This window comes from Melghirimyces thermohalophilus, from assembly GCF_900102685.1.
Lineage (GTDB): Bacteria > Bacillota > Bacilli > Thermoactinomycetales > DSM-45169 > Melghirimyces > Melghirimyces thermohalophilus.
The window spans coordinates 17,043-40,686 of record NZ_FMZA01000005.1; the positions used below are offsets into that span (position 1 = coordinate 17,043).

The window sequence follows — 23,644 nt, forward strand, 5'->3', positions numbered from 1 at the left end:
CGGGGACGGGGATTCCACTATCATTAAGGCTAACGGGACAATTGCATATCCACACATGGGAGCTCGCGGGAAGCGGGCTGAGATTACGACTATGCCGTCGTTGACCATCGGAACCTGTTGGGTAATGCCAGCGTAGGGAGAGTGACCTTGTGATAGGTGATCTTCAAGCACTTTGCGTACGCAATGTGCTTTTTTATTTGAGGAGGGAAGTGGGATGGGGGAGAAAGAGGTTTTGCAAGGGTTGAAAGATATGATGAAAGCGGTTGAAGCGGATGAGGCGGCCTTCCAAAACCTCGCCTTGCAGCTGTTTCAATATCAATACCGGCACAATCCGCCATACCGCCGTTTTTGCCAAAGCCGCGGACGCACTCCCCGCATCGTAAAGGATTGGTGGGAAATTCCCGCTGTGCCGATGAGGGCGTTTAAAGAGGCGACGCTTAGCTGTAACGATCCTGCAGAGGCGGAGGCAGTGTTTATGACCAGCGGGACCACCCGGCCCGGAAAACGGGGAAAACATGTGCACCCGACGCTGGATATTTACAACCGGTCCATGCTCCGCAACTTTCGGCAGCGATTTATGGGAGCAAGGGATGTGCTTTCCATGGGAATCTTATTTCCCCGGCCGGAAACCCTTCCCCACTCGTCCCTGGCCCACTACCTGTCCCTGGCTGTGCGGGAGTTTGGCGGGGAACACAGTTCCTATTTGGTCGACGGGGAGGAGGTCCATTTTTCCCGTCTGCTCCATTTTCTGCGGGAAGCGGAAAGGAGCGGTGAACCCTGTGCCTTGTTGGGGGCTTCCTTCCACTTTGTTCATGTAATGGACTTTTTGGAACAGGAGGGACTCTCCTTCCGGTTGCCGGAGGGAAGCCGGATACTGGACACGGGGGGATTGAAAGGGCAGAGCCGCCATGTGGATCCGGACGTGTTTTATGCGGGATTGGCGGCGCGCTTCGGTGTTCCCCGTCATCGCTGCATCAATATGTACGGTTTGACGGAATTGAGCACCCAGTTCTACGACGACGGGAACGAGACCGTCCCCTCTAAAAAATCGGGTCCCTATTGGATCCGGACCCGAGTGATCGATCCGGTCAGTGGCGAGGACGTCCCCTATGGAGAAACCGGTGTGCTCGTCCACTATGATCTGGCCAATGTTCACTCGGTTTTAGCCGTTATGACTGAAGATTGGGGCAAGGCGGTGGAGGGCGGATTTATTCTGATGGGACGGGCGGAGGGAGCCGAAGCCAGGGGATGCTCTCTGGCAGCTGAAGAATTCCTTCGCTCCAGCAAAGGGTGATGGAAATGTGGGAGACAGCGGGTTATCATCCCGGACTGGGGGAGACAGAGGTCCAATGGCGGGAACAAACCTTTGAACAAGGGGGCGAGCGGCGTCGGGTACGAGTTCCAGTACCCGATGAAAAGGGGTTGCAGCGTTTAGTGGAGGTGGTGAGGAAAAACAGACAAACCGACTTGGCCTCACTCTCTGTGTCTGAGGTGGTCCATCGCATCGACCAAACGGTGGAGCGTCTGCTGGACCGGAATCACCCGCTCCGCCGCAGGATGGAAGATTGGCTGCCCGTGGTGACGGGCCTGGCTCCTGATGTGATTCGCACCGGGTTGACCGCCTCCATGAAAACCTTCCGCAAACCCCAGCTGCTGCGTTGGTTGGCTGAAGATTTTGGGAATCCGGCCATGTTGGACAGCTTTCAGCCCCGGGTGAACGGCGGGTTTACCCGGGCTATATCACCTCATTTGTTGGTCCACATCTGGTCGGGCAATGTACCGGGAATTCCCCTGTGGAGTTTGGTCTCAGGGTTATTGGTCCGATCGGCCCAGATTGGAAAAGTGGCCTCGGCGGAGCCCTTGATGGCTGGCTGGTTTGCCCAGGCTCTGGAGGAAGTGGATCCCAAGTTGGCCCGATGCCTGGCGGTGGTCGGTTGGCAGGGCGGCGATGAATCGAGGGAGCGGCTGCTATTTCAAGAAGCGGAAGTGGTTTCCGCTTACGGGAGCAATGAAACCCTGGAGGCGATTCAAAGCCGGATTCCGGTAACCACTCGCTTTTTGCCCCATGGCCATCGCTTCGGACTGGCTCTGGTGGGAAAAGAGGCACTCAACCCAGCCCGGGTGGCGGATGTCCTTCGCAAGGCGGCACGGGATGTGGCTATCTATGACCAGCAAGGTTGTTACTCTCCCCATTGTTTTTATGTGGAGAAAGGGGGTGTGCTCTCCCCTCGCCAATTTGCTCGCATGCTGGCCCATGAGCTGGATATCATGCAGATTCGCTATCCCCGCCGCACCCTTTCCCCGAGAGAGATCGGCGAATGGAACCGATGGAACCAACAAGCGGAGTGGCGAGCCCTGGAAGGGGAGGAAGCGGAGTGGATCGGGGGAGATGGTCGTTTCTGGTCCGTCGCCTATGAGGAGACAGGGGATGCTTCTCTGCTGCCTACCTGTCTGAACCGAGCTGTGTTGGTGTCGGCGGTCAACGACCTGGAGGAGGTGGCGGGACGGATCGCTCCTTTTAGGGCCTACCTGCAGACCGCGGGGATCGCCGCTTCCTCCCGGCGGATGTTTCAGCTGGCGGATCGGCTGGCCGAGACGGGTATCACAAGGATCTGTGCCCTCGGCCATATGACGGTACCTTCCTCAGGTTGGCATCATGACGGACGTCCCGTCTTGAAAGATTTGGTCCGACTGGTTGATGTGGAACCATCTGCAGAAGTGGCGGCGGAACCCCACAACCCCTATTCGGAATGATGTGAACAGGAGGAATAGAAGATGGATCTCAAGAGCCAGAGGGTGCTGGTCACCGGCGGCAGCCGAGGGATCGGCGCCGCGATCGCCCGGGCCTTCGCCCGTCAAGGTGCCGCCGTGGCCGTCAACTATCGCGAGAACCGGGAGGCGGCGGAAGCAACCGTCCGATCCTGCCGTCAATTCGGTGGCGACGCCTTGCCGGTCCAGGCCGATGTTACCGATGAACAGGAGGTTCGTCGGATGTCGGAACATATTTTTGCAGAATGGGGTGCCCTCGATGTGGTGATCAATAACGCCTTTCGCCCTTATCCCTTTGATCCAGAGGGAAGAAAGCCCTTTTCCCGCTTAGAATGGAAGGATTACCGGGATCAATTGGAGGGGGTCTTGACAGGGGTTTATCACGTCACTCAGTCTGTCCTGCCCCAGATGCAGGCAAAGAAGTCCGGAAGCATCGTCAACATCGTTACCGACCTGATTGCCCGCCCGACGGTTCCTTACCACGAGTACACCACGGCCAAGTCGGCGGTGGTTGGCTTTACCCGAAACCTGGCTGCTGAAATGGGGGCTTATGGTATTCGCATCAACTGCGTAGCTCCGGGTCTGGTCTATCCGACGGATTCCAGCCGTCATACCAAGGAATCGATCCGGGAGGCCATCGCTGACCAAACCCCGCTGAGAAGGATCGCTACCCCCGAAGATGTGACGGGCCCCGTTCTCTTTCTCGCCTCGGACTACAGCCGGTTTATGACCGGGCAAATCCTGTATGTGGACGGGGGTCTGGTGATGAGTTAAAGCATATCGAACCGTCTCTGTCGCGAAAAAACAGTCCCGCCTGAACAGTGGGACCGAGTGTTTGGCTGGCTCCGGAGTGGCTGGGGCGATGCCGGTTTTTTCGCGTTTCTCGTCTTCGACCCCCCAATTGTCTGTCATGTCGTGATCAGTAACTCAATGTTCGAAAACGTAAGCATCCGATAGAGGATGATTGAATTGTTATTGAGATATCAAATATATTTCGAAGAGCCGTTATTTTTATCGCTGTCGGCCTGGTTGCCTGGATGCTGTCTACTTGGTTTGTGCGGCCTGCCCACCCTTGGGTAAATCGGCGGCATTCGACGCTTGTTGATCTCCTGCCGGCCATGGCTGCTGCTGGTATCGGCAGCGGCTGCTCCGCTACCACCGGGTGGATCCATCGGTTACGGTCCTTCACCGTCGGTATGGCTTTCTCCCCTTGACCTTCGGATCAAGGAAGTCCTTGAGCCGGCTGTTTATGAATGAAGATCCTTTCGTGCCTACGCTTTTTCATGGCGCTGATAACAGTTATCTTGGTTAACCATTTAGCAGCAGGACATGGGATGTTCACTCCTGCTCCGGCTTCCGGGTTTGCCGGTCTGCTGAAAGGGGTTGACGACTTTTGTCCTTTCCCACATGAATGACCGTAAAGCCGTTTCGCCGCTTTCGATTGGCGAGGCGCTGGATCCATTTCTCCAACAACAGCGCACCCGAAACGGAAAGCAGGAGTCCGGTGACGATCCACAAAGCGAATACAACCTGGGGTTCCCAATCGCTCATATATTTGACCCTCTTTCTTCAATTCTATATCTATCGTATTAAGGTATGGTTACGATAATTGGGGCTGTTTTCCTTCCGCTGCGGTGGAAATCGGAGGGAGAACCGTGACTATAAGCGTTTCCGTCGCATCTATTATAGAGAAGTGGTGATTCGGCTGGAAAATAACAGAAAGGGGTGATGGGTGCTTTGACTGGGGCGAAACAGCGGGTGTTTGTCTACGGATCCCTGCGCCGAGGCGAGCGGTACCACTTGCTATTAGCGGAGTCCAAGGTGGAGGCGTTGCAGGCCTGGACCAAAGGGGAACTGATCGATACCGGTTGGGGGTATCCCGGGCTGATGGAAGGGGAAGACCGCGTTTACGGAGAGTTGTATCGAGTCGATGAGAAGACCTTGGCTCGGTTGGACCATTTGGAGGGTTATCAATCCGATGCTCCGGTAAAACCGGGAGGTTACCGGCGGGTGTGGCGGCGTATATACACTGACCGGGGCCCGGTGAAAGCTTACGTCTATCTCTTTGAAATGCCGGAGACCCACCCCTTTCGAAAGGTGATGTATGGCGACTGGAAAGCGCGTCATTTGGGACAGCAAAAGGAATGGCTCTACTTCGCTTACGGTTCCTGTATGGATGATGAGCGCTTTCATTCTCAAGGGGTTGCAGAGGAGTTTCACGATGTGTTGGGCCGCGGGGTGTTGAGACGTCATGCTATGCGCTACACCCTTCCTTATTCGGACGGGGGAAGGGCCGACATTGTGGAACAGCGGGGGCGAAGGGTGGAAGGAAAAGTCTACCGAACCAGCCCCCGAGGGCTGGATTATCTCTTTTGGAGAGAAGGAGTGCACAGCGGAGTGTATCGCCCCGCCTGGGTTCCCGTGGTGATCGAGGGAAAAATGGTGGAAAATGTTCTCACCTTTATCGTCATCGATAAAAAGAAAGAAACCGCTCCCCCGGAGCATTATGCCAGAGAAATCCTGCGGGGCAGTGAGGGGGTTGTCAGTTCCGCCTACCATCGCCGTCTACGCCGACGTCTGAAGAAAAAATTCGGAATGGTAGTAGAATATTGAAAATGGTGGGTAGGGCCCATTCTGTATATGAGTAAAAGAAATAAAAATAGGCTGCCCGGAGGACAGCCCCAAAAGTTATTGGATGCGTGAATAAGGAGAGTGTGAATGAATCAGCCAACGTTCCAGGAGCAAGAAAGAAGGTTGTTGATCACAAGCAAGCACTGCCGACATGAATTAATCATAACGTGAATCGACAGCTGTGGCTATCAGACAAAAGAACCGTTTTATCTGTCCATCGGAGGCAGTAACGGAGGTACGGATTCTTTACGATCATCACCTAGAAAATCGGTGAAAGGAAGGGATTGTCGGCGGTCCGTCAGGGGAAACTAGGTTTGATCATTTCACGGTGCGAGGAGGAGAATCCGATGTCGAAACAACTTCAACCCCCGCAGCATCAAAACCGGCAACCAGGGTTGGAATCGGAGATGGCCCCCCGCCCCTTGGCGGAGAAGATGGATTATTTGGGAAGCGGGAAACTTGCAGGGAAAGTGGCCCTGATCACTGGCGGGGATAGCGGGATCGGGCGGGCAGTGGCTATCGCCTTCGCCAAAGAAGGGGCCGATGTGGCGGTTCTGTATCTGGATGAACACGGGGATGCGGAAGAGACGAAGCGGGAGGTGGAGGAAGAGGGACGGTGTTGCTTTCTGTTATCCGGCGATCTCGGGGATGCGTCCTTTTGCCGGCAAGCGGTGGAAAAGACGATCCGTACCCTGGGCGGTTTAAACATCCTGGTCAACAATGCTGCCGAGCAGCATCCCCAGGATGGGATCGAGCTGATTTCCCCGGAACAGTTGGAGCAGACTTTCCGGACCAATGTTTTCTCCCTTTTTTATATGACCCAAGCCGCTTTGCCGCAGATGATGGCCGGGGATGTCATCATCAATACCACATCGGTTACCGCTTACAAAGGCAACCCCGTGTTATTGGATTATTCCTCCACGAAAGGGGCGATCGTAGCCTTCACCCGGTCCCTGTCCCAGTCGCTGGTGAAAAAGGGGATCCGAGTCAATGCCGTGGCCCCAGGACCCATCTGGACTCCCTTGATCCCATCCACCTTTTCCACTGAGCAGGTGGAATCTTTCGGCTCCAGCACACCGATGGGGCGAGCGGGACAACCGGCGGAACTGGCGGCCAGCTACGTATTTCTCGCTTCGTCGGATTCCTCCTACATGACCGGTCAAGTTCTCCACCCTAATGGCGGTGTGGTGGTCAACGGCTGATTCCATCGGGACCAAACAGCGGATAAGCCGATATAAGATAAACCCACCGGACTGGAGTCTCGGTGGGTTTTTGGTATTCGGTTTTATTGTTCCGGGGAGGGCGCGGTTTGGGCGTTGTCTTTAACCTCCTGGGGCACCTCGATGGTTCCTTTGTATTCCCCTTTGAGGGTGATCGTCATCTCTTGCTTGGCGGTGATCATCCCGGATGTGGTGCCGTCATCGAGGGGGATCTCGATTTCGGTTTTCTGATCCACCTTTTCCTGCTCAAAGCTCTTCTTGTCGATATATACGACCTGTTTGATATTGTTCAGTTTGACCTCATCTTCCTTGACGGGCAATCCCGCCTGTTTCAGTGCAGGTACCGCCGACCCCTTCAGCTGTTTCATGTAAAGGTCTTTCACCTGCTTCAGATCTTTGTCCACATTAAGGGTGATCACGTATTGGTCTTCGGTTTCCTTCATGTTAAACATATCATTTTTGTCTCCTTGGAACTTGGAGACCAGTTCCTCCAACTTTTGCAGCGCTTTAGAGGGGTTCTGAGCCTGATCGCCGCCAAACTGATTCAAGTCGGCGCCCTCGCTTTTCAGCCAGGTTGTGCCGCCGTCCATACTTTGATAGAATTCATCTCCCACTTGATACGCTTCCATTTCTCCGGTCTCACCAGCGCTTTTCATGGTTCCGGTCAAATGAACGGCAGCGGGGTCCTTGGTGAGTTCCATGTTCATATCGAAACTCTGAGTAATCCCTTGACTTTGCCCTTCCGCTTCCAGGTTGAAGTCCTGTTTCCCTTCCACCTGAAGGGTTTGCCCCTTTGCCTGCTGTGAGGCTTCCTGTGTTTTCTGGATCACTTCATTGACGCTCAGCTTTTCCTCCTCAGCAGCTTCTTTGTTTGGTGATCCGCTGTCAGCGGTGGAATTTTGGCAAGCCGCCAATAATAAAACCATTGCTGGGATCATCAGATAACGGAATAAACGATTCAACAATACCTCTTCCTTTCTGAATATAAATGGTATGTGTATTAAGTATAAATATAAAAATTCAAAAATAAAAGGGTGATAGAATAATCAGTTACGTTTCCTGTAATTAAATAGCCGCTCTTCTATCATAGGAGACCTGAAGCAGGGGGAAGTATGTTAAGATAGACTATAGAAAGATTCTGATGACTGTTACATAAGGAGGTTCTTGGGAATGCCGCAGGAACGGGAAGGTGCCATCACATTTAAGCAAAATCCGGTAACGCTGTTAGGGCCAGAGTTGAAGACAGGAGAAACAGCACCTGATTTTCATGTGTTGGCCAATGATCTGAGCCCGGTCACCTTGAAGGATAGTCAAGGCCATGTCCGGATCTTCAGTGTGGTCCCATCCCTCGACACCGGTGTCTGCGATGCCCAGACTCGCCGGTTTAATGAGGAAGCGGCCGGGCTGGGGGATGATGTGAAGGTGATCACTGTCAGCGTCGATCTGCCCTTCGCTCAGAAACGTTGGTGCGGTGCCGCCGGGGTGGAACGGGTGCAGACAGTTTCTGATCATCGGGACCTGTCCTTCGGAACGGCATACGGAGTGGCGATCAAAGAACTTCGCTTGCTGGCCCGAGCGGTGTTTGTCGTTGATCGAGACGACAAATTGGTTCACGTGGAGGTTGTACCCGAAGCCACCAACCACCCGGATTACGAGGCGGCGGTGGCTGCTGCCAAAAAAGCTCTCTAATCAGCAAAACCGAAACCCGGGTATACGGCCCGGGTTTTTCTTTACATGAACATCACTACTGTATCCGGCATTGTATAAGATATAGGATAGAGACAGGTGTCGGCGGTTCTCCGATATCAGCGGAGAGGCGAGCTTTTGCCCCGAATCCGTCCCTCGTTTGATGACTCATGGGATGAGTGGAAAGGCAGGTGGTGGTTTTTGGGCTCCAATCCGCTACACCGTCTCTTTATCGCCATCCCGTTGCCACGGGTACAAAAGGAATGGTTGTCCCACTGGAGCAGGCTCCTGTCGGAACGTTGGTCCTTTAAAAAATGGGTCCATCCCTCCGACTACCATATCACCCTTCAATTTCTCGGCCCCTGTACCTTCCGGCAAGGACGAGAGGTGAAAAAAGCTCTCAAAGAGCTAGTTCCGCAAATGGAGCCGTTTTCATTGCGTATTGACGGCCTCGGAACTTTCGGCGTCCCTCACCGGCCCCGGATTTTGTGGGCTGGCGTAGGGGGGGACCGAAAAACGCTTCATCAGTTGTACTCGGCGGTGACCGACACGGTCGAGCCCTTAGGCTTTCAACGGGAAAAGCGGTCGTATCGACCCCATATCACACTGGCCAAAAAGTACAAGTACAATGACTTTCCCCATGAGACCCTGGAGGAACATTTTCGGACCGATCCCGCAGTTTGTGAGTGGACGGTCCGGGAATTGGTGCTGTATGAGACCCATATCTACCGCTCCCCGATGTACCATCCGCTGGCTACCTTTCGTTTAGGAGAATAAGGGGAAATCGACAGGGCGTCCCGTGTGGGCGCCCTTTAAAAAGCCTCCAGGTCGTTCCGTTCTCTCAGGTCGCCTGGCCGGAAATACCGCCTTTGCAGAAGCAGCCAAAGGAAAAGAGGGATCAGCCAGAACAAGCTCAGTACGATCGGGGCCGGTTGTCCAGGTCAATACTGTCACGTAAGCCCTCGACATTCGGCAGAAACGAGGACAGTTTTGCAAGATGTCCGGAGTCAACTCGATAGTGACCCGTTTATAATCAGCAAGATGACGGCCAACAGACGGTCGAGGCCTTTCCCGGAGCGGGTGAGCTAACAACCGATCATCGATCAACTCTCATGATTATGATCATCCCCCTTTTCAAATGTGATAAACTGGAGGCGGGTAAGAAAATCCTGTATAGCTATGAGTGTCGGGAACCCACCACTCGTTAAACAACACTAGGGGACTGATCGATAGATACGAACCACACGGAGGGGGAGTTGTCTCTCCCCTGTGGTTGTTTTCCGTCCCCGTGGAAAGGGGCGTTTTTTATGGAATTTAAAATCCCGGATCAGGTGGAACGGCTAGGCGTAGATATCCATCAGGATGAACTCCGCTACCATCGGAAACGGGTGGCGGTGAGCAAGGAATTTACCTTTGATGCCGCCCACCATCTGCATCGGTATGAAGGAAAGTGTAAAAACCTGCACGGCCACACCTATCGGCTGGTGATTACGGTGAGCGGTTTTGTCAATGAGATCGGAATCGCCATCGATTTTGGGGAATTGAAGCGCATGTACAAGGAAGAGATCGAATATCGGCTGGATCATCGTTATCTAAATGAGGTTTTGCCCAAGATGAATACCTCGGCGGAAAATATGGTGGTCTGGATGTGGGAACAGCTGGACGCCCGCCTCGAACGGGACGGCTGGAAAGCGGCCGGTTTTCGATTGGAAGAGTTGACTTTGTATGAAACCCCCACCAGCCGGGCCACGATCAAACGGGAGTGGATGGAAGCAGGTGATTCGGTTGACTAAATGGGAGTTGCCCTCACCGGAGGAATACGTCAATTGGAAGCTGCCGATGGTGGAAATCTTTGAAACGGTGGAGGGGGAAGGGAGGGCCGCTGGCTTTCCCACGGTGTTTGTCCGCCTGTTTCACTGCAACCTGCGCTGTTCCTGGTGCGACACCCCATACAGCTATGCCCCGGCCCGGCCGGAGTTTGAAGCGACCATCGGGGAGATCCTGGATCGGGTGCAATCCTACTCCAGTCGCCGGATCTGCTTTACCGGCGGCGAACCGCTGATGCACCGGGAGAAATCGGCAGCGCTGTTGGCTGCCTTGGCCGATCTGGATCACGTGGAGGATGTCCATGTGGAAACCAATGGAGCGATCGATCTGAAACCCTTTGATCAGCTGCGTCGCCAGGACCCCTCACGGGAGGAGAAGATCCGCTTTATCATGGATTACAAGCTGGCCGCCTCCGGTGAAGAGCACCGGATGATCACGGATAATTTCCGCCTGTTGACGGAACAGGACGAGATCAAATTTGTGATCGGGAATCGAGAAGATTTTCAGGCGGCCATTCGCACGGTAGAGGCGCATCATCGGAAGGGGCAGGTTTTGTTCAGCCCCGTGTTTGAGATGCTGCCCCCGCGAAAATTGGTGAAGTGGATGTTGGCGGAACCCCTTCCTCAAGTGAAACTGAGTTTGCAATTGCACAAATGGATCTGGGATCCATCACAAAGGGGGGTGTGACATGGAGAAAAAAGCGGTTGTCGTCTTGAGTGGCGGGTTGGACAGCACCACCTGCATGGGGATCGCCCGGGAGCAAGGGTATCAGCTTTACCCGATCACTTTTCACTACGGACAACAGCATGATCGGGAGGTGGAGCAGGCTCGGCAAGTGGCCGAATACTTTCAGGTGAAGGAACACCGGGTGGTGAATGTGGGCTTTTTCCGGCAGATCGGTGGGAGTGCCCTGACGGATGACGGAATGGAGGTTCCAGACGCCGATGAGGCTGTGGAAGGGATCCCATCTACCTATGTTCCGGCCCGCAACCTGATTTTTCTTTCCCTGGCCGCCGCCTATGCGGAAGTAATCGGGGCAAAGGCCATTTACACTGGCGTCTCCGCTGTCGATTACAGCGGTTATCCCGACTGCCGTCCCTCCTTCATCCAAAGCATGGAAGAGACCATCCGCCAGGCGACCAAAGCCGGAGTGACCGGATACCCGATCCAGCTAGAGACGCCGTTGCTGGACCTTTCTAAAGCGGACACCATTCGGGAAGGCCTCCGTCTGGAGGTCCCCTACCACCTGACCACCTCCTGTTACCGGGGGGAAGATTTAGCTTGTGGCGTTTGCGACAGCTGCCGCCTCCGCCTGAAAGGCTTTCACGAGGCGGGTGCGGAAGATCCGATTCCCTATGTGGAAGCTTCGGTTTGACTGATCCGATAATCAATAAAAAAGCGACCCCTTCGCAGGAACACGAGGGGGTCGCTTTTTTACAGCTCTTTCACGAAGAGAACCCGATCGCGACCGGGGCCGTCGTAATCCTTATGGATCGGGAGGTCTTCCTCAACAGTCTGGGACGGGACCAATTGGAAGCCGAGGGATCGGTGAAAGGCGATGGAACGTTTGTTGATGGGGGAAGTCAGGCAGCGAACCCGGCGGCAGCCGTGATCGGAGGCCGTCTGGAAAAAGGCCTGATATAAGCGGCGCCCCAGCCCCTGTCTCCGGTACTCCGGGTGGATCCCGACAAAGTGGATGTAGGACTCCTCCGGCTCCCCAGGAGAGATAAAGCCCACCAGAAAGGCGATCGGTCGGTTCTTCGCTTCGATCACCCAACTGGTCGGGTGAAAATGATTGAAAAAGAGTTTGGGAAGCATGTCTGACACATGTCGGCCGCCCCACCAACGATTGAGCACGGAGATGATCGCATCATAATCGATCGGCTGCAGTTGACGTAAACGCATCGGGTTTGCTCCTTACGGATCTTACTTTTGACAAACATACACAAAGGCGCAGGGAATATTGAGGGGGACAAAATAAAGATGGCGTAATCGAAAATATTGACTCAGTTCTCGTTTTAACTGCAAGGAGTACTGATAAGTGACGAACGTTCCCCCTGTTTTTAAGGATCGGAAAATCTCTTCCAGGATGCGGCTTCGTTGATCCGGCGGGAAATTGGTAAAAGGAAGACTGGACAAGATGCAGTCCACCTGATTGGGAGCCCAGGATTGTCGGGCGATGTTCAGTTCCTCCGCCTTGGCGTAATGGCGAAAGCGGGGGAATTGTTGCGCCAGGTGGCTGCGCAGCTCCGGATCCCGTTCGAAGATCGCCACCTGGCAGTCCGGACGCACCCGGCGCTCCAACTCGCGGGTGAGCACCCCTGTGCCGGCCCCCAGTTCCACCAGAGTTTCGATTTGCTGCCAGTTGACGGGTTGCAGCATCCTTTGCACCAAGAAGCGGGAGCTGGGCAGAACTGATCCGATGTTGCGCGGTGACTGCAGAAATTTGCTGAGAAAGAGTCGTTGTTCAGTCAGCCGATTGTTCATGTCGATAACTCCTTATGCTGGGGTGTGGATGTGAGTAACATTCTTCTGCAATAGAAGACGGGTTTCACAGGGGTTTGGTTTCCCTTGGCCGTGAGCATATGATGACAACTCGGCAGACCGGGTTCCATCTAATATAAGGTTCCGTTTTGCTTATCGGGATTATACGTTCCTTCCCAAGCGGTTGGAGGCTTGTCATAAACCGGGCTCCCTCGCATATATTCAACCCAGGAAAACAGTCTGTCGGAACATCCACTTTATCCCGGAAAGGAGGAGGGCCTATGGCGGGTATTCCCGGGGGCAAGACACTGGCTGTGATAGTGGCGGCGGTGGTGTTGACGATCTATGGTTGGCTCAATTCCGAGCGGGAAACGCAGGTGACACAACCGGCTTCGATGGGAGTCACCAGCTCTCCCATTCCTGAATTTACGTATACCAACCAGGAAGGGAAAAGGTTTGGCAGCGAGGAGTTGCGGGGCTCAGTCTGGGTGGCCAATGTGATCTACACCCGCTGTCCGACTATCGCCTCCCCGATGACAGCTAATATGGCTCGATTGCAAGAAAAGCTGCGCAAGGCCCATCTGGATGCGGAGTTGGTCTCCTTCAGCGCTGATCCACTGTTTGACCGCCCCCATGTGCTGAAAACATTTGCGGATCGGCTCCGGGTGGAATTCTCCAACTGGAATTTCCTCACCCATAACGATGAACCAGAGCTCCACCGCTTCCTAAAAACAGCCTTCACTGCACCGGTTGAACGGCAAACCTCCCCTGCCGACGACGGACCGCCTCAGATCCGACATTCCTCCCGTTTTTATCTGGTTGGCAAAGACGGTAGGGTAATGGGCGCATACAATGGGCTTTCCCCTAATTATGACCAACTTTTGCAAGATATCCGCTCCTTGGAGTAACAAAGGATGAAGACCCCTGTCAATGGGAAGGGGTCTTTGTTATGTCGTTCAGCTTAAAAATCGTAATAATTACGATTTACAACTGAGGCATCACCCCTTATAATGAGAAAGGTACGTGACTCGGAATTGAGCGGGATGGGGTGAGTGGTTTTGAAACGAATGGGCCTGGTCCTCCTGTTTATCAGTCTGATGTGGGTGGCAGCCGGCTGCGGAGACGGGAACAAACTAAGCAATACCGCCGATGGAAAGTTGCAGGTGGCAGCTAGTATCTATCCGCTGGAGTTTTTTGCCGAAGAGATCGGCGGCAGCAAGGTAAAAGTCGTCTCTTTGGTGCCGGCGGGCACCGACCCGCACCAGTTTGAACCGACAGCCAAAGAGATTGCCGGGATCAGTGCGACGGATCTCTTTTTTTACAATGGGGTCGGATTGGAGGGCTGGGTGGATCAGGTGAAACGGATGCTCGCTTCCGAAGGAATCCGCTTTGTCAACACCACCGAAGGGATATCCTTGATTCACGCGGACGGCCATGCTCACAGCGGTGAACACAATCATGCCCACGGCGAGGATGATCCCCACGTTTGGCTGGATCCGCACCGCGCGAAACAACAGGCCGCCGTGGTTCGCGACGCGCTGGTGCAACAGGATCCTGAGAATCGAAAGGTCTATGAACACAATTATAAGCAGTTGGCCGATAAACTGGATCGGTTGCATGATACGTTTCAACAGAGCGTGGACCGAGGGGATAAAAAGGTCTTTGTCGTCTCCCACGCCGCTTTCGGATACCTGGCCGACCGATACGGATTGAAACAAGTGGCCGTCTCCGGGATCGCCCCCTCTGATGAACCGAGCGCCAGGGAGATTCGGGACGTGATCCATACAGCCAGGGAGCATGAGGTGGAATACATCCTGTTTGAAAATCTGGTCAACCCCAAGGTGGCCCAGACGGTGAAGCGGGAACTGGGAGTCGGCTCGCTCACCCTCCATACCCTGGAAGGGCGGACGAAAGAGGAGATTGAGCAGGGGGAAGATTACTTGACCCTGATGGAAAAAAACGCGAAAAACCTGGGCAAAGCCCTGGGAGCGGAATAAGGGATCTATTGAGCACCCGTCGAAAACATGAGGCGGGTGTTTTGCAGATTAGAAATGACGCAAGGAAAGGAGGATGGAAAAGGTGCTGTAGGAAACGTTCAACCTGATCGGTGTGGTTGCTTTTGCCGTCACGGGACACTGGTGGCGATAGAAGAAAATACGATCTGTTCGGTACCCTGGTGTTGGGATTCGTCACCACTTTCGGGAGCGGGGTGATCCGGTACCTTCCCTGTGGGGGGAGGAATGACCCATCTATATCGCGTTGTTGATCATCTTATTGGTGACAGCAGTTCCTTCCAAATGAGTTCAACGCTCCAAAGCGGCGTCATTTCCAAAGTCTAAAGGAACGTCAAAAAGCGCCCCTCCGGAGATTACCCGGGAGCGTTTTTTCAGGTTGATTTTCTTGACCGGGCGGACCCCGTCGGCGTTATCGGAGGATACCGGCGACGAAAAGCCGAAAAATGGGGACGTTCATGGTCAAGGGGACAAGCTCCGTTTCATACATTGTAAGAGTGAACCAGGCTGGATGGGGAGCGTGAAGGGATGAGAGTGGAGCTGAGCTTGTCTGCCGAGGAATGGCTGGCCGCCTTGAACTGTATCGAACGTCGGTACAAGGAGTTGAGACAGAAAATCTTGGAGGGCGATCGGACGGGGCGTCGGATTGAGTGGTATCGGGAGGAGGCGCTGTTGCTGGAGCGCGTTCTGGAGGAACTGAGGCATCACAAGACATAAGTGCCCCTCCCTGATCCCAAAAACGGGTGCTGATACAGACTGACCACCGATAAAAAGAGACAGGCTGCCTTTCAGGTGGCTTTTACGGGCTGTTTCGACAGCCTTTTTTGTGTTATGTACCCATTGGTCAACAGCAGCATGCCAATATATTAGCAGCCCGCTGTAAATCAGATGGAAGAAGACAGGAGACAAGTGAAACCGACAATCGAAATCTTTCGATGGAGCGGATCATGGCATTCAATCAAGACCATTATAATATGAAGGGTTTCATTTGTGCTAAGATTGGCCAAAGGGAAGAGGCGGCCCCAAGGCCGCCTCTTGTGAGATGGAGGGATTCTTTTGTAAGGATTCACGGGGATTTGTTTTTCTCTTTTGCCGATAGATGTTGATAAACTTTGGCCGCAGCGACGGTATCCATATAGGCGACACCGACGGATTTGTAGAGGGTGATCTCCTGTGGTTGACGGTGTAGCCTTTGTTGGTCGGTGACCAGCTCGGCGATCTCGCCCTGGACTTGGTCCCAGGACCACAAGCCCTGTTGGGCCGGTTGAATCAGGTCTCCAGCTTCGTGGCGGGCTCCTTCCAGGGAGTCAACCCAAACTTGGTCCGTCCGTTCCAGGGTATCGACGCCAAACTCCCGCAGGTTGGGCCGATAGGCGCCGATGGCGTTGATGTGGACACCAGGACGCAACACGTCAGCGTTAAAGAGAGGTTCCTCCGAGCGGCTGCTCAAGACGAGGATATCCGCCTGGTTCGCCGCCTCATCAGCGGTGTCACAGACGACGACTTTTCCGTGCCAATCGGGGTGTTGTGTTTGGATCTCTTTTTGAAAGGCGACGGCTTTCTCCCGGGTCCGGTTCCAGAGGAAGACCTGATCGATGGGTCGGACTGCCAGCACCGCCTCCAACTGACCTCGGGCCTGGGCGCCGCAGCCTAAGATAGAGAGGCGGTTCGCCTGTTCGCGGGCCAGGTACTGGGTAGCCACACCGGCGGCGGCCCCGGTCCGCAGCACCGTCAGCCCGCTGGCTTCGATGGCGGCGAGATGTCGTCCGTGCTGCGTTTCCGTCAGCAAGATCATCCCCTGTAAAGTGGGAAGTCCCGCTTCCGGGTTGTCAGGGAAGATACTGACCACTTTGACCGCTTCTACTTCCAACTCTTCGACATAAGAGGGCATCACCAGGGTGTTGGCCTCAGAGCCGGTATGATCCAATACCGTTCGCACCGGGGCATGGGTCTTTTGCTCCATATACAGACGAAAGGCTTCCTTCATGTCTTCGATACAAGTGTCCATGGAGTAGACGGATGTGATGTCGCGATGGGTGATCACTTTCATAGAAAGGTTCAGGCCTCCTTCTGATGGTAGTCGTCGTTTTTGGCTGAGGGCTTGATCTGTTTTGTAAACCAGATGGCGATCAAGGACAGAATCGAGGTGAAGATGATATACAGGGCAACCGGGGACCAGGATTGATTAAACCGACTGAGGAGCCAGGTGGCGATTAAAGGCGCGGTGCCGCCGGCCGCCGCGGCCCCGATTTGATAGCCCAGGGTGATGCCGGTATAGCGGACGCGGGTGGAGAAGATGTCTGAAAACATCGTCCCCAGAACCGCGGTGATCGGGGCCCAGATGATGCCGAGGCCGATCACTGTGGCCAGAGCCAACGCCCAGGTTTTCCCGATGGTTAACAGCAGGAAGTAAGGGTAGGCGAACAGAATCATGCCGATGGTACCGATGACATAAAGGGGTTTACGCCCCACTTTGTCGGCCCATTTGCCCATGATCGGGATCATCACTGTAGTGACCAGCGTGGCGATGGTGACCGAGTTTAACACCGGAATCCGCTCATAGCCCAGGGTGCCGGTGGCGTAGCTGACCACAAAGGTGGAAAAGATGTAAAAGGGCGCCGTCTCCACCACCTTGGCGCCGACCACGATCAGCACTTCCCGCCAGTGATGTTTCAAGGTGTCGACGACGGGGACCCTGGAGACGTCACCCGCTTGCTTCGCCTCTTTGAAAGCGGGAGTTTCATCGATGCCATTCCGGATCCACAAACCGAGAAAGACCAGGATCGCACTCAAAATAAAGGGCACCCGCCATCCCCAGGATAAAAAGGCGGGGTTGGGCAACAGGCTCATCAAAGAGAGAGCCAGGGTGCTTAAAAGCATGCCGATGGTGACGCCCATCTGGGGAACGCTCCCGAAAAAACCTTTTTTGTGAGCCGGCGCATACTCCACCGCTAACAGAAGCGCGCCTCCCCACTCTCCCCCGATGCCCAATCCCTGGATCAGCCGCAGCAGAATCAAGAGTATCGGCGCCCAGACTCCGATCTGGGCATAGGTGGGAAGTAATCCGATACAGACGGTAGCACCTCCCATCAGGGAGAGGGTCAGCACCAGGGTTTTCTTTCTGCCGATCCGATCCCCGATATGGGAGAAGACCAAGCCGCCCAAGGGACGGATAAAAAAGGTCAACGAAAAGGAAGCGTAGGCCAACAACAGTCCGACCACCGGGTCAAAGCTGGGGAAAAACAACCGATTAAACACCAGTGCGGCCACGGTTCCATACAAAAAATAATCAAACCACTCGATGGAACTGCCGGTCAGACTGGCGATCAACACTTTCCGGTTGAGGCGCTTGTCCATTCCCTATCATCCTTTCCCCCTTGAGATAGGAGTATTTCTATTCCTATTTTACAAAATGTTTTATCCATGATCAGCGTTTAATGTGGAATTCCGATCGAATCATGCACAAGGTGCCTCCTAAGTTTTTTGACCGTCTGACAGAGAAAGGTGGTAAGGAGAAGGGGGGATTCAATAAGCTGTCTCCGGCGAAAAACGCTGACCTTCACGATGGGCCCGATACCGCTCTCCTCCTGATCGATGTGATCAACGATCTTTAATTTGACGGAGGGGAAGCTTTGTTGAAACAGGCGATGCTGATGGCCCTATCACGAACGAAAATAAACAAAACCCGCTTTCCCCGTCGGGGAAGCGGGTTTTTCCGATGTCAACGCGGACGACAGGAATCGAACCTGTGCCGCCGGCCGGGCTTACCGGTGTTCTTCCATTAAACTACATCCACTCAATAGGTTGGCAAAACGGGCCCGTATGTTGCGTCGTTGCCGATCCGCTTTAAACCAAATGACCCAAAGCGTACACGATCCCATACCAGCAGGGGATGCTGAACAAGATGGCATTAAAAAGTCCGATGGCTTGATTCATGATTATTCCTCCCGTTCCTTTTTGGTAACTTTATTATAATCTCTCAACGGGTACATTTGTGACGGTGTGGCGATTTGTAAACTACATTTAATCTTGGAGTAACGGGACGTAACACAGCTGTCTCATTTCCGTGGATAAGCCAATTGTTGAAATAAAAAAAGCGCCGTCTGGCAATCGATACAAGTTGGCGATTGCTCCGTTCGATACGTCGATCCGTGGAGCGAGCCTTCCACTAACTTCTGAAAATAGTGATGTTTAGGAGCAAAGAAGTTGTCTCCATTAAACCAGGAATGATTTAAAATTTCCAAATATAGAAATAGGTGCTTTTCTGGTATATAATGAACTAGTAATTTCCTTCTTTTGGGATTAGAGGTGCGATCAGGTCTATCAGGTTTGAAATCCGATTGGAAAGGTGAGATTCCATTTGAAAACTAGCAAGGGATGGATCGGAAAAGTTGTGGTCAGTTTGTTACTAACATTATCCGTTGCTATGCCATCGTTTCATTATCAAACGATGGCTCAATCTAATCAATCATCCCCTACCCCGATTACCAATCCAGAAAAGACGATTGTGCTAACGAAATTGAATGACAAAGTATGGGCACATACATCTTATAATGAATGGAATGGCACAACCTACGACCACAAGGGGTTAATAATTTTAACTTCCAAAGGAGTCGTCCTAATTGATACAGCATGGGATACCGTGGATAACTACCAAAAAACAGAAGAGCTATTAAAGATGATCAAAAAACATTTGAAGAAAAAAGTGGTTTTGGCCCTCGTTACACATGCGCATGATGATAGCATTGGCGGGATTCAGGCGTTACTGAATCAGGGAATTGATGTACGCAGCACACATTTGACAGCAAAACTAGCGAAGGAATATGGATATCCTTCGCCGAATCCGACACTCGATGTAAACCCCGTAATGAAAGTTGGCGACACCGTCGTTGAATCCTTTTATCCTGGCGAAGGCCATTCACAAGATAACATTACGGTTTGGCTTCCCCAATATAAATTGTTATTTGGCGGTTGCCTCATCAAATCACTAGATGCAAAAGATCTTGGTAACCTTTCTGATGCAAATGTAGAACAATGGGATGACTCCGTTAAAAAGGTAATTGACAGATACCCACACGTCAAAACCGTTGTACCTGGGCATGGAGACTGGGGAAATAAGAGTTTACTGTACCACACCATTGCTTTGATCAAACAGCATAAAAAGTAGAGAGTGAAATGTGCAAAAATGTTCCCCACTCGCTGGTGGTGCTTTTTAACAAGAAACGTATGGGGACACTTGTAGGATAGGATACTGACTAGGAAGTTAGCGTAGATAAAGAGCAATTACTCCCAAGACCGCCGGGTATGGATCATCGAAGTCGGCCATAGATGCTCCAACAGTCCAATCGTTTCCTTCTTTTGGAGACGGGATCGAACCCGAAGGCAGCTTCAGGTATAATGGACGAGGTGAGAAACGGGGAGGATCGTAGACTATGGATGACATACTGAAACGGTCGGAAGTGCACTATCGGGAGATCGATGAGTGGCGGGTCCTGGATGAGCTGGATGGGGAAACCGGCCCCCTTGATTATGCGATGGAAGAAGCGGTCGGGGAGGCGGTCGCCCGGAGGGAGGTGCCGGCGACGCTCCGCATCTGGCAGGGACCGCAAGCCCTGGTAGTGGCCAAAAAAGATATCCGGACGCCCCGGGCCCTGCAGGCCGCCCAGATGATGAAACAGGTGGACTGGCCGGTTTATGTGCGGCAGAGCGGAGGCACCGCCGTGCCCCATGGGCCGGGGACGATCAATCTGTCCCTGTTTTTGCCCCGCCCCAGGGACATACGCTGGAATATCGACGACATTTATCGCATGTTGGGTTTGCCCTTGATCCGGATGTTGGACCGGACCTTCGATCTGTCCGCTTACTTCGGGGAGGTTCCCGGCTCCTTCTGTGACGGCCGCTACAATGTGGTGGTCGGCGGTAAAAAGATCGTCGGCACCTCCCAGATCTGGAAAGGGGGACCCGCCGGGCTCGTTTCCCACCGTCCCGGGTATATCCTGGCCCATGCCACTTTACTGACCCAGGTGGATCGGGAGCGGGTGGTTTCCGCCTTGAACGCCTTTTATGAGATGGCGGAAGGCGGCCGCCCTGTCTATATCGATACCGTCGCCACGCTGTCCTCCTTTGTTCTCGGCCCCTCCGATGAAGTGGAGCGGCGGGCGCGGGCGGGACTCTTGGAAAGCGTCGGTGAACTGACCAGTGTCCATACCACCACCCAGCCCACCAAACAGGAACGAGAGGCGGCAGAGGCATACATCGACCGGTGCCGACCGGAACATTATGAACAACGGATTCAAAGCTGATTCAACACGAAACCCCGTCATTCAAGGCGGGGTTTTCTTCCTTCTCCCTGTTGAATCCCTATGCGATCCTGGACAGGACCGGGGTGATAGAGCTAGCGAACCAGTATCAGGATTCCGGTACATTTTGGTTCGCCTTCGCCGGCATTCTGGTCTCCTTCATCTGATTTGCCGTTGTCGGCTACATTCTCAAAAAGCTAAAGGCAGGAGTAATTTCGGTTTTTAACAAGATATCCGGGTTGATCATCTGGGCAGTCCCGTTTATTTGAGTCTCTACTTTATAGTTGGGCTCTTCAGTCAACATGGTATAGGGATCAGTTATCCAGTTTCCTCAGCCGGATGACCCGGTTTTTCGGAATCCGTGACACAACGATCTTTCCTGATCGATTTAATCGCCTCAAACGGAGAGATCTCCGTCGTCTACGCCTCAACAGAACGCCGTTTCGGACCCGTACGCGGCCGTTGTCATCCCGGAACAGCACCCCGACGCAATCTCCTCTCTTCACGCGACGGCTGCTTTTCATCCTTCCTCTCACCTCCCTTCTTTCTATTAAACTATGATGGGAGGAAAGAAAGCGTGCTCAGCGAATCGGAAAAGGGGAGATGAATCTGCAAAAACAGGATTGAGTATCCTGTTGACCTCCCACCTGATCGATCGTATCCGAGGGTTGTGTGATCGGATATCTTGATCGATTCACCGGATCGGTTACGGACAAGGGTCACATAAATGACTCTCTGGATGGCCAGGGAGTCGTTTTTGTTATTTTACAGATGGGTAGCCGCCTTCTATTTCCTCCTGAAGAATTCTTTTTTTCTTTTCATTTGCAGGGATAGTGGAGCAAGTGATTGAATAAATTTGGATGCGTATGGAATCGATAGGAGGGTTTGGCCATGTGATGAACGGTCGGGTGGCCTTTTTTTGTTTTGTGGGGTTCGTGTTGAAATGGATGGAGGGGTGCGCCGTTTCATGGATATCTTTAAACGGTTGAAGGCCTTTTACTGGCCTTACAAAACCTATTTTTTCGTATCGATTGGCACTTTGCTCTTGGTGACTGGGGTGACGGTGATCTATCCCCTGATCCTGAAGGTGACCATCGATGGTGTGATCGGTGAGGGACGAGTGGAGTGGGTGCCCTGGATCGCTGCAGGCTTTCTGCTGTTGATGATGCTCAAGGCGGCAGCCGCTTTTTTTCACCAATATTACGGGGATCTGTTTGGCATCCGATCGGTCTATGAGTTGCGGAACACGCTCTACCAGAAGCTGGAGGTGCTCCCTTTCCGGTTTTATGACAATGCCAAAACCGGGGATTTGATGTCCCGGCTGACGGCAGATGTGGAGGCGTTCCGCTCTTTTCTCTCCTTCGGCTGCGCGCAGTTTCTCAATTTTCTCCTGCTGGTCACCTTCGGCTTAGGCATTATGGTGTGGCTCAACCCGTCCCTGGCGATGGTGACGCTGCTCGCGATGCCTTTTCTGGCGGTGACTGTGTATCGGTTTGACCGGAAGGTACATCCCGCCTTTCTGGGCATCCGTCGCTCCTTTGCGGCCCTGACCACCAAGGTGCAGGAGAATATCAGCGGGATGAACACCGTTAAGGCCCTGGCCCGGGAGGATTTCGAGATCGGCCGGTTTGATGGGAAAAACGAGGATTACAAACGGACCAACGTGGAGACCGGGCACATCTGGGGCACCTATTTTCCACTGATGGAGCTGGTTGGCAACATCTCCGTGGTGGCGCTGTTGGCTTACGGCGGCTGGCTGGTAGTGGAAGGGGAGTTGCTCCTGGGAGAGTTGGTCGCCTTTTTCAGCCTGATCTGGTATATCATCGGCCCGCTCATGTTTCTCGGGTTTACTTTGAATACCTACTCTCAGTCCAAAGCGGCGGGGGAGCGTCTTTTGGAAGTGCTGGATGAACCGGTGGAGATCAGCTCCCGTCCCGGAGCGATCCAGGTGGATCGGTTGGCGGGCCATGTCCGGTTTGAACGGGTGTCCCACCGCTATCCCGGCGGCGGAGAATATGCGTTGAAAAAGGTCAGCTTCGACGCCCCGCCGGGGAAAGTGATCGGCTTGATCGGCGCCACCGGGGCAGGGAAATCCTCCTTGACCCAACTGATCTCCCGCTTTTACGAAGCGACGGAAGGGGATGTTCTCATCGACGGAGAGCCGGTGGAGGCCTATGACCTTTGCAGCTTGCGCAAAAACATCGGCGTCGTCTTTCAGGAGTCCTTCCTCTTCTCCTCCACCATCAAAGACAACATCGCCTACGGCAACCCCGATGTGTCCATGGAAGCGATCCGACAGGCGGCCCGCCGGGCGCAGGCCCATGAGTTTATCGAGCGGTTCCCCCATGGATACAACACCATGTTGGGAGAACGAGGGATGGGCCTCTCCGGAGGTCAGAAGCAACGGTTGGCCATCGCTCGCGCCCTGGTAATCAACCCGAGTATCCTGGTCCTGGACGATGCCACCAGCGCCGTCGACATGGAGACGGAGCAAAAGATCCAGGCGGCGATGCGGGAAGTGATGCGGGGAAGAACCACCTTCATCATCGCCCACCGCATCTCCTCCGTCCAAGAAGCCGACGAGATCCTGGTGCTGGAGCAGGGACGGGTGGCCGAACGGGGAACCCACGCCGAGCTGCTCCGTTCCGGCGGGGTCTATCAGCGCATTTACGAGATTCAGTTTCAGGACCGGAAGGCGGTCCTGTCGTCGTGAAGG

Annotated in this window: 22 protein-coding genes, 1 tRNA gene and 1 riboswitch; of the genes, 16 read left to right on the plus strand and 7 right to left on the minus strand. The window is 53.7% G+C overall.

All coding sequences use genetic code 11. The annotated features are described in order from the left end of the window. The first annotated feature begins 45 nt into the window (after positions 1–45). A riboswitch (TPP riboswitch) is annotated at positions 46–156 on the plus strand. A gap of 58 nt (positions 157–214) precedes the next feature. The 3 genes from BLP91_RS04535 to BLP91_RS04545 are packed head-to-tail and all read left to right on the plus strand — an operon-like array spanning position 215 to position 3,543. Beyond that, a complete protein-coding gene (locus BLP91_RS04535; RefSeq protein WP_091567136.1) occupies positions 215–1,294 on the plus strand; it encodes a LuxE/PaaK family acyltransferase in 1,080 nt (359 codons plus the stop codon). A gap of 5 nt (positions 1,295–1,299) precedes the next feature. Next, positions 1,300–2,754, plus strand: a complete 1,455-nt coding sequence (locus BLP91_RS04540) for an acyl-CoA reductase (protein WP_091567138.1) — start codon at positions 1,300–1,302, stop codon at positions 2,752–2,754. Positions 2,755–2,775: 21 nt separating this feature from the next. Next, the gene (locus tag BLP91_RS04545; RefSeq protein WP_091567140.1) at positions 2,776–3,543 is read left to right on the plus strand and encodes an SDR family oxidoreductase; all 768 of its coding nucleotides are present in this window, start codon (positions 2,776–2,778) and stop codon (positions 3,541–3,543) included. Positions 3,544–4,107: 564 nt separating this feature from the next. Here the strand turns inward: BLP91_RS04545 and BLP91_RS04550 are convergent. Continuing rightward, positions 4,108–4,320 (minus strand): hypothetical protein, encoded by a 213-nt coding sequence (locus BLP91_RS04550; RefSeq protein ID WP_091567142.1) that lies wholly within the window; start codon positions 4,318–4,320, stop codon positions 4,108–4,110. A 177-nt stretch (positions 4,321–4,497) separates the two neighbouring features. Between BLP91_RS04550 and BLP91_RS04555 the strand changes: the two genes are divergently transcribed. Next, positions 4,498–5,382, plus strand: coding sequence for a gamma-glutamylcyclotransferase family protein (locus BLP91_RS04555; RefSeq protein ID WP_091567144.1), 885 nt, complete (start codon positions 4,498–4,500; stop codon positions 5,380–5,382). A gap of 365 nt (positions 5,383–5,747) precedes the next feature. Further along, complete coding sequence (locus BLP91_RS04560; RefSeq protein WP_091567146.1) at positions 5,748–6,602, plus strand: SDR family oxidoreductase; 855 nt, start codon at positions 5,748–5,750, stop codon at positions 6,600–6,602. An 83-nt stretch (positions 6,603–6,685) separates the two neighbouring features. Here BLP91_RS04560 and BLP91_RS04565 read toward each other — a convergent pair whose 3' ends face one another. Further along, a complete protein-coding gene (locus BLP91_RS04565) occupies positions 6,686–7,582 on the minus strand; it encodes a DUF6612 family protein (RefSeq protein WP_091567148.1) in 897 nt (298 codons plus the stop codon). 208 nt (positions 7,583–7,790) lie between these two features. Between BLP91_RS04565 and tpx the strand changes: the two genes are divergently transcribed. From tpx to queC, 5 genes are all read left to right on the plus strand, one after another. Beyond that, positions 7,791–8,309, plus strand: coding sequence for a thiol peroxidase (gene tpx, locus BLP91_RS04570; RefSeq protein ID WP_091567150.1), 519 nt, complete (start codon positions 7,791–7,793; stop codon positions 8,307–8,309). A 198-nt stretch (positions 8,310–8,507) separates the two neighbouring features. Further along, a complete protein-coding gene (gene thpR, locus BLP91_RS04575) occupies positions 8,508–9,083 on the plus strand; it encodes an RNA 2',3'-cyclic phosphodiesterase (protein WP_176757814.1) in 576 nt (191 codons plus the stop codon). Between the two features lie 530 nt (positions 9,084–9,613). Next, on the plus strand, positions 9,614–10,099 hold the full coding sequence (gene queD, locus BLP91_RS04580; protein WP_091567154.1) for a 6-carboxytetrahydropterin synthase QueD: 486 nt from the start codon (positions 9,614–9,616) through the stop codon (positions 10,097–10,099). Continuing rightward, the gene (locus BLP91_RS04585) at positions 10,083–10,820 is read left to right on the plus strand and encodes a radical SAM protein (RefSeq protein WP_342670269.1); all 738 of its coding nucleotides are present in this window, start codon (positions 10,083–10,085) and stop codon (positions 10,818–10,820) included. The genes queD and BLP91_RS04585 overlap by 17 nt, the downstream gene beginning before the upstream one ends. A 1-nt stretch (position 10,821) precedes the next feature. Next, complete coding sequence (queC, locus tag BLP91_RS04590) at positions 10,822–11,508, plus strand: 7-cyano-7-deazaguanine synthase QueC (protein ID WP_091567158.1); 687 nt, start codon at positions 10,822–10,824, stop codon at positions 11,506–11,508. A 59-nt stretch (positions 11,509–11,567) separates the two neighbouring features. Here queC and BLP91_RS04595 read toward each other — a convergent pair whose 3' ends face one another. Further along, entirely contained in the window at positions 11,568–12,038 is a 471-nt protein-coding gene (locus tag BLP91_RS04595) for a GNAT family N-acetyltransferase (protein WP_091567160.1), read from the minus strand. A gap of 21 nt (positions 12,039–12,059) precedes the next feature. Continuing rightward, the gene (locus tag BLP91_RS04600) at positions 12,060–12,620 is read right to left on the minus strand and encodes a class I SAM-dependent methyltransferase (protein ID WP_091567162.1); all 561 of its coding nucleotides are present in this window, start codon (positions 12,618–12,620) and stop codon (positions 12,060–12,062) included. A 278-nt stretch (positions 12,621–12,898) separates the two neighbouring features. Here BLP91_RS04600 and BLP91_RS04605 point away from each other — a divergent pair, with 278 nt between their 5' ends. The 3 genes from BLP91_RS04605 to BLP91_RS04615 all read left to right on the plus strand — a co-directional run bounded on the left by BLP91_RS04605 (position 12,899) and on the right by BLP91_RS04615 (position 15,346). Then, positions 12,899–13,525: an SCO family protein gene (locus tag BLP91_RS04605; RefSeq protein WP_091567164.1), complete on the plus strand. Its 627-nt coding sequence runs from the start codon at positions 12,899–12,901 to the stop codon at positions 13,523–13,525. Between the two features lie 159 nt (positions 13,526–13,684). Next, positions 13,685–14,614, plus strand: coding sequence for a metal ABC transporter substrate-binding protein (locus BLP91_RS04610; RefSeq protein WP_245662127.1), 930 nt, complete (start codon positions 13,685–13,687; stop codon positions 14,612–14,614). A 543-nt stretch (positions 14,615–15,157) separates the two neighbouring features. Next, positions 15,158–15,346, plus strand: a complete 189-nt coding sequence (locus BLP91_RS04615) for a hypothetical protein (protein WP_091567168.1) — start codon at positions 15,158–15,160, stop codon at positions 15,344–15,346. Positions 15,347–15,695: 349 nt separating this feature from the next. On the opposite strand, the gene BLP91_RS04620 is transcribed toward BLP91_RS04615, so the two are convergent. The 3 genes from BLP91_RS04620 to BLP91_RS04630 all read right to left on the minus strand — a co-directional run bounded on the left by BLP91_RS04620 (position 15,696) and on the right by BLP91_RS04630 (position 18,425). Continuing rightward, positions 15,696–16,679, minus strand: coding sequence for an ornithine cyclodeaminase family protein (locus tag BLP91_RS04620; RefSeq protein WP_091567170.1), 984 nt, complete (start codon positions 16,677–16,679; stop codon positions 15,696–15,698). 8 nt (positions 16,680–16,687) lie between these two features. Beyond that, a complete protein-coding gene (locus BLP91_RS04625; protein ID WP_091567173.1) occupies positions 16,688–17,986 on the minus strand; it encodes an MFS transporter in 1,299 nt (432 codons plus the stop codon). A gap of 368 nt (positions 17,987–18,354) precedes the next feature. Beyond that, positions 18,355–18,425: transfer RNA gene (locus BLP91_RS04630), tRNA-OTHER, on the minus strand. A gap of 564 nt (positions 18,426–18,989) precedes the next feature. Between BLP91_RS04630 and bla the strand changes: the two genes are divergently transcribed. The 3 genes from bla to BLP91_RS04645 all read left to right on the plus strand — a co-directional run bounded on the left by bla (position 18,990) and on the right by BLP91_RS04645 (position 23,641). Next, positions 18,990–19,796 (plus strand): subclass B1 metallo-beta-lactamase, encoded by an 807-nt coding sequence (gene bla, locus BLP91_RS04635; protein ID WP_091567175.1) that lies wholly within the window; start codon positions 18,990–18,992, stop codon positions 19,794–19,796. A 265-nt stretch (positions 19,797–20,061) separates the two neighbouring features. Next, positions 20,062–20,931 carry a lipoate--protein ligase family protein gene (locus tag BLP91_RS04640; protein ID WP_091567177.1) on the plus strand — a complete coding sequence of 290 codons (870 nt, stop codon included), beginning with the start codon at positions 20,062–20,064 and terminating at the stop codon, positions 20,929–20,931. Positions 20,932–21,895: 964 nt separating this feature from the next. Beyond that, positions 21,896–23,641, plus strand: a complete 1,746-nt coding sequence (locus BLP91_RS04645) for an ABC transporter ATP-binding protein (RefSeq protein WP_091567411.1) — start codon at positions 21,896–21,898, stop codon at positions 23,639–23,641. Positions 23,642–23,644: the final 3 nt, after the last annotated feature.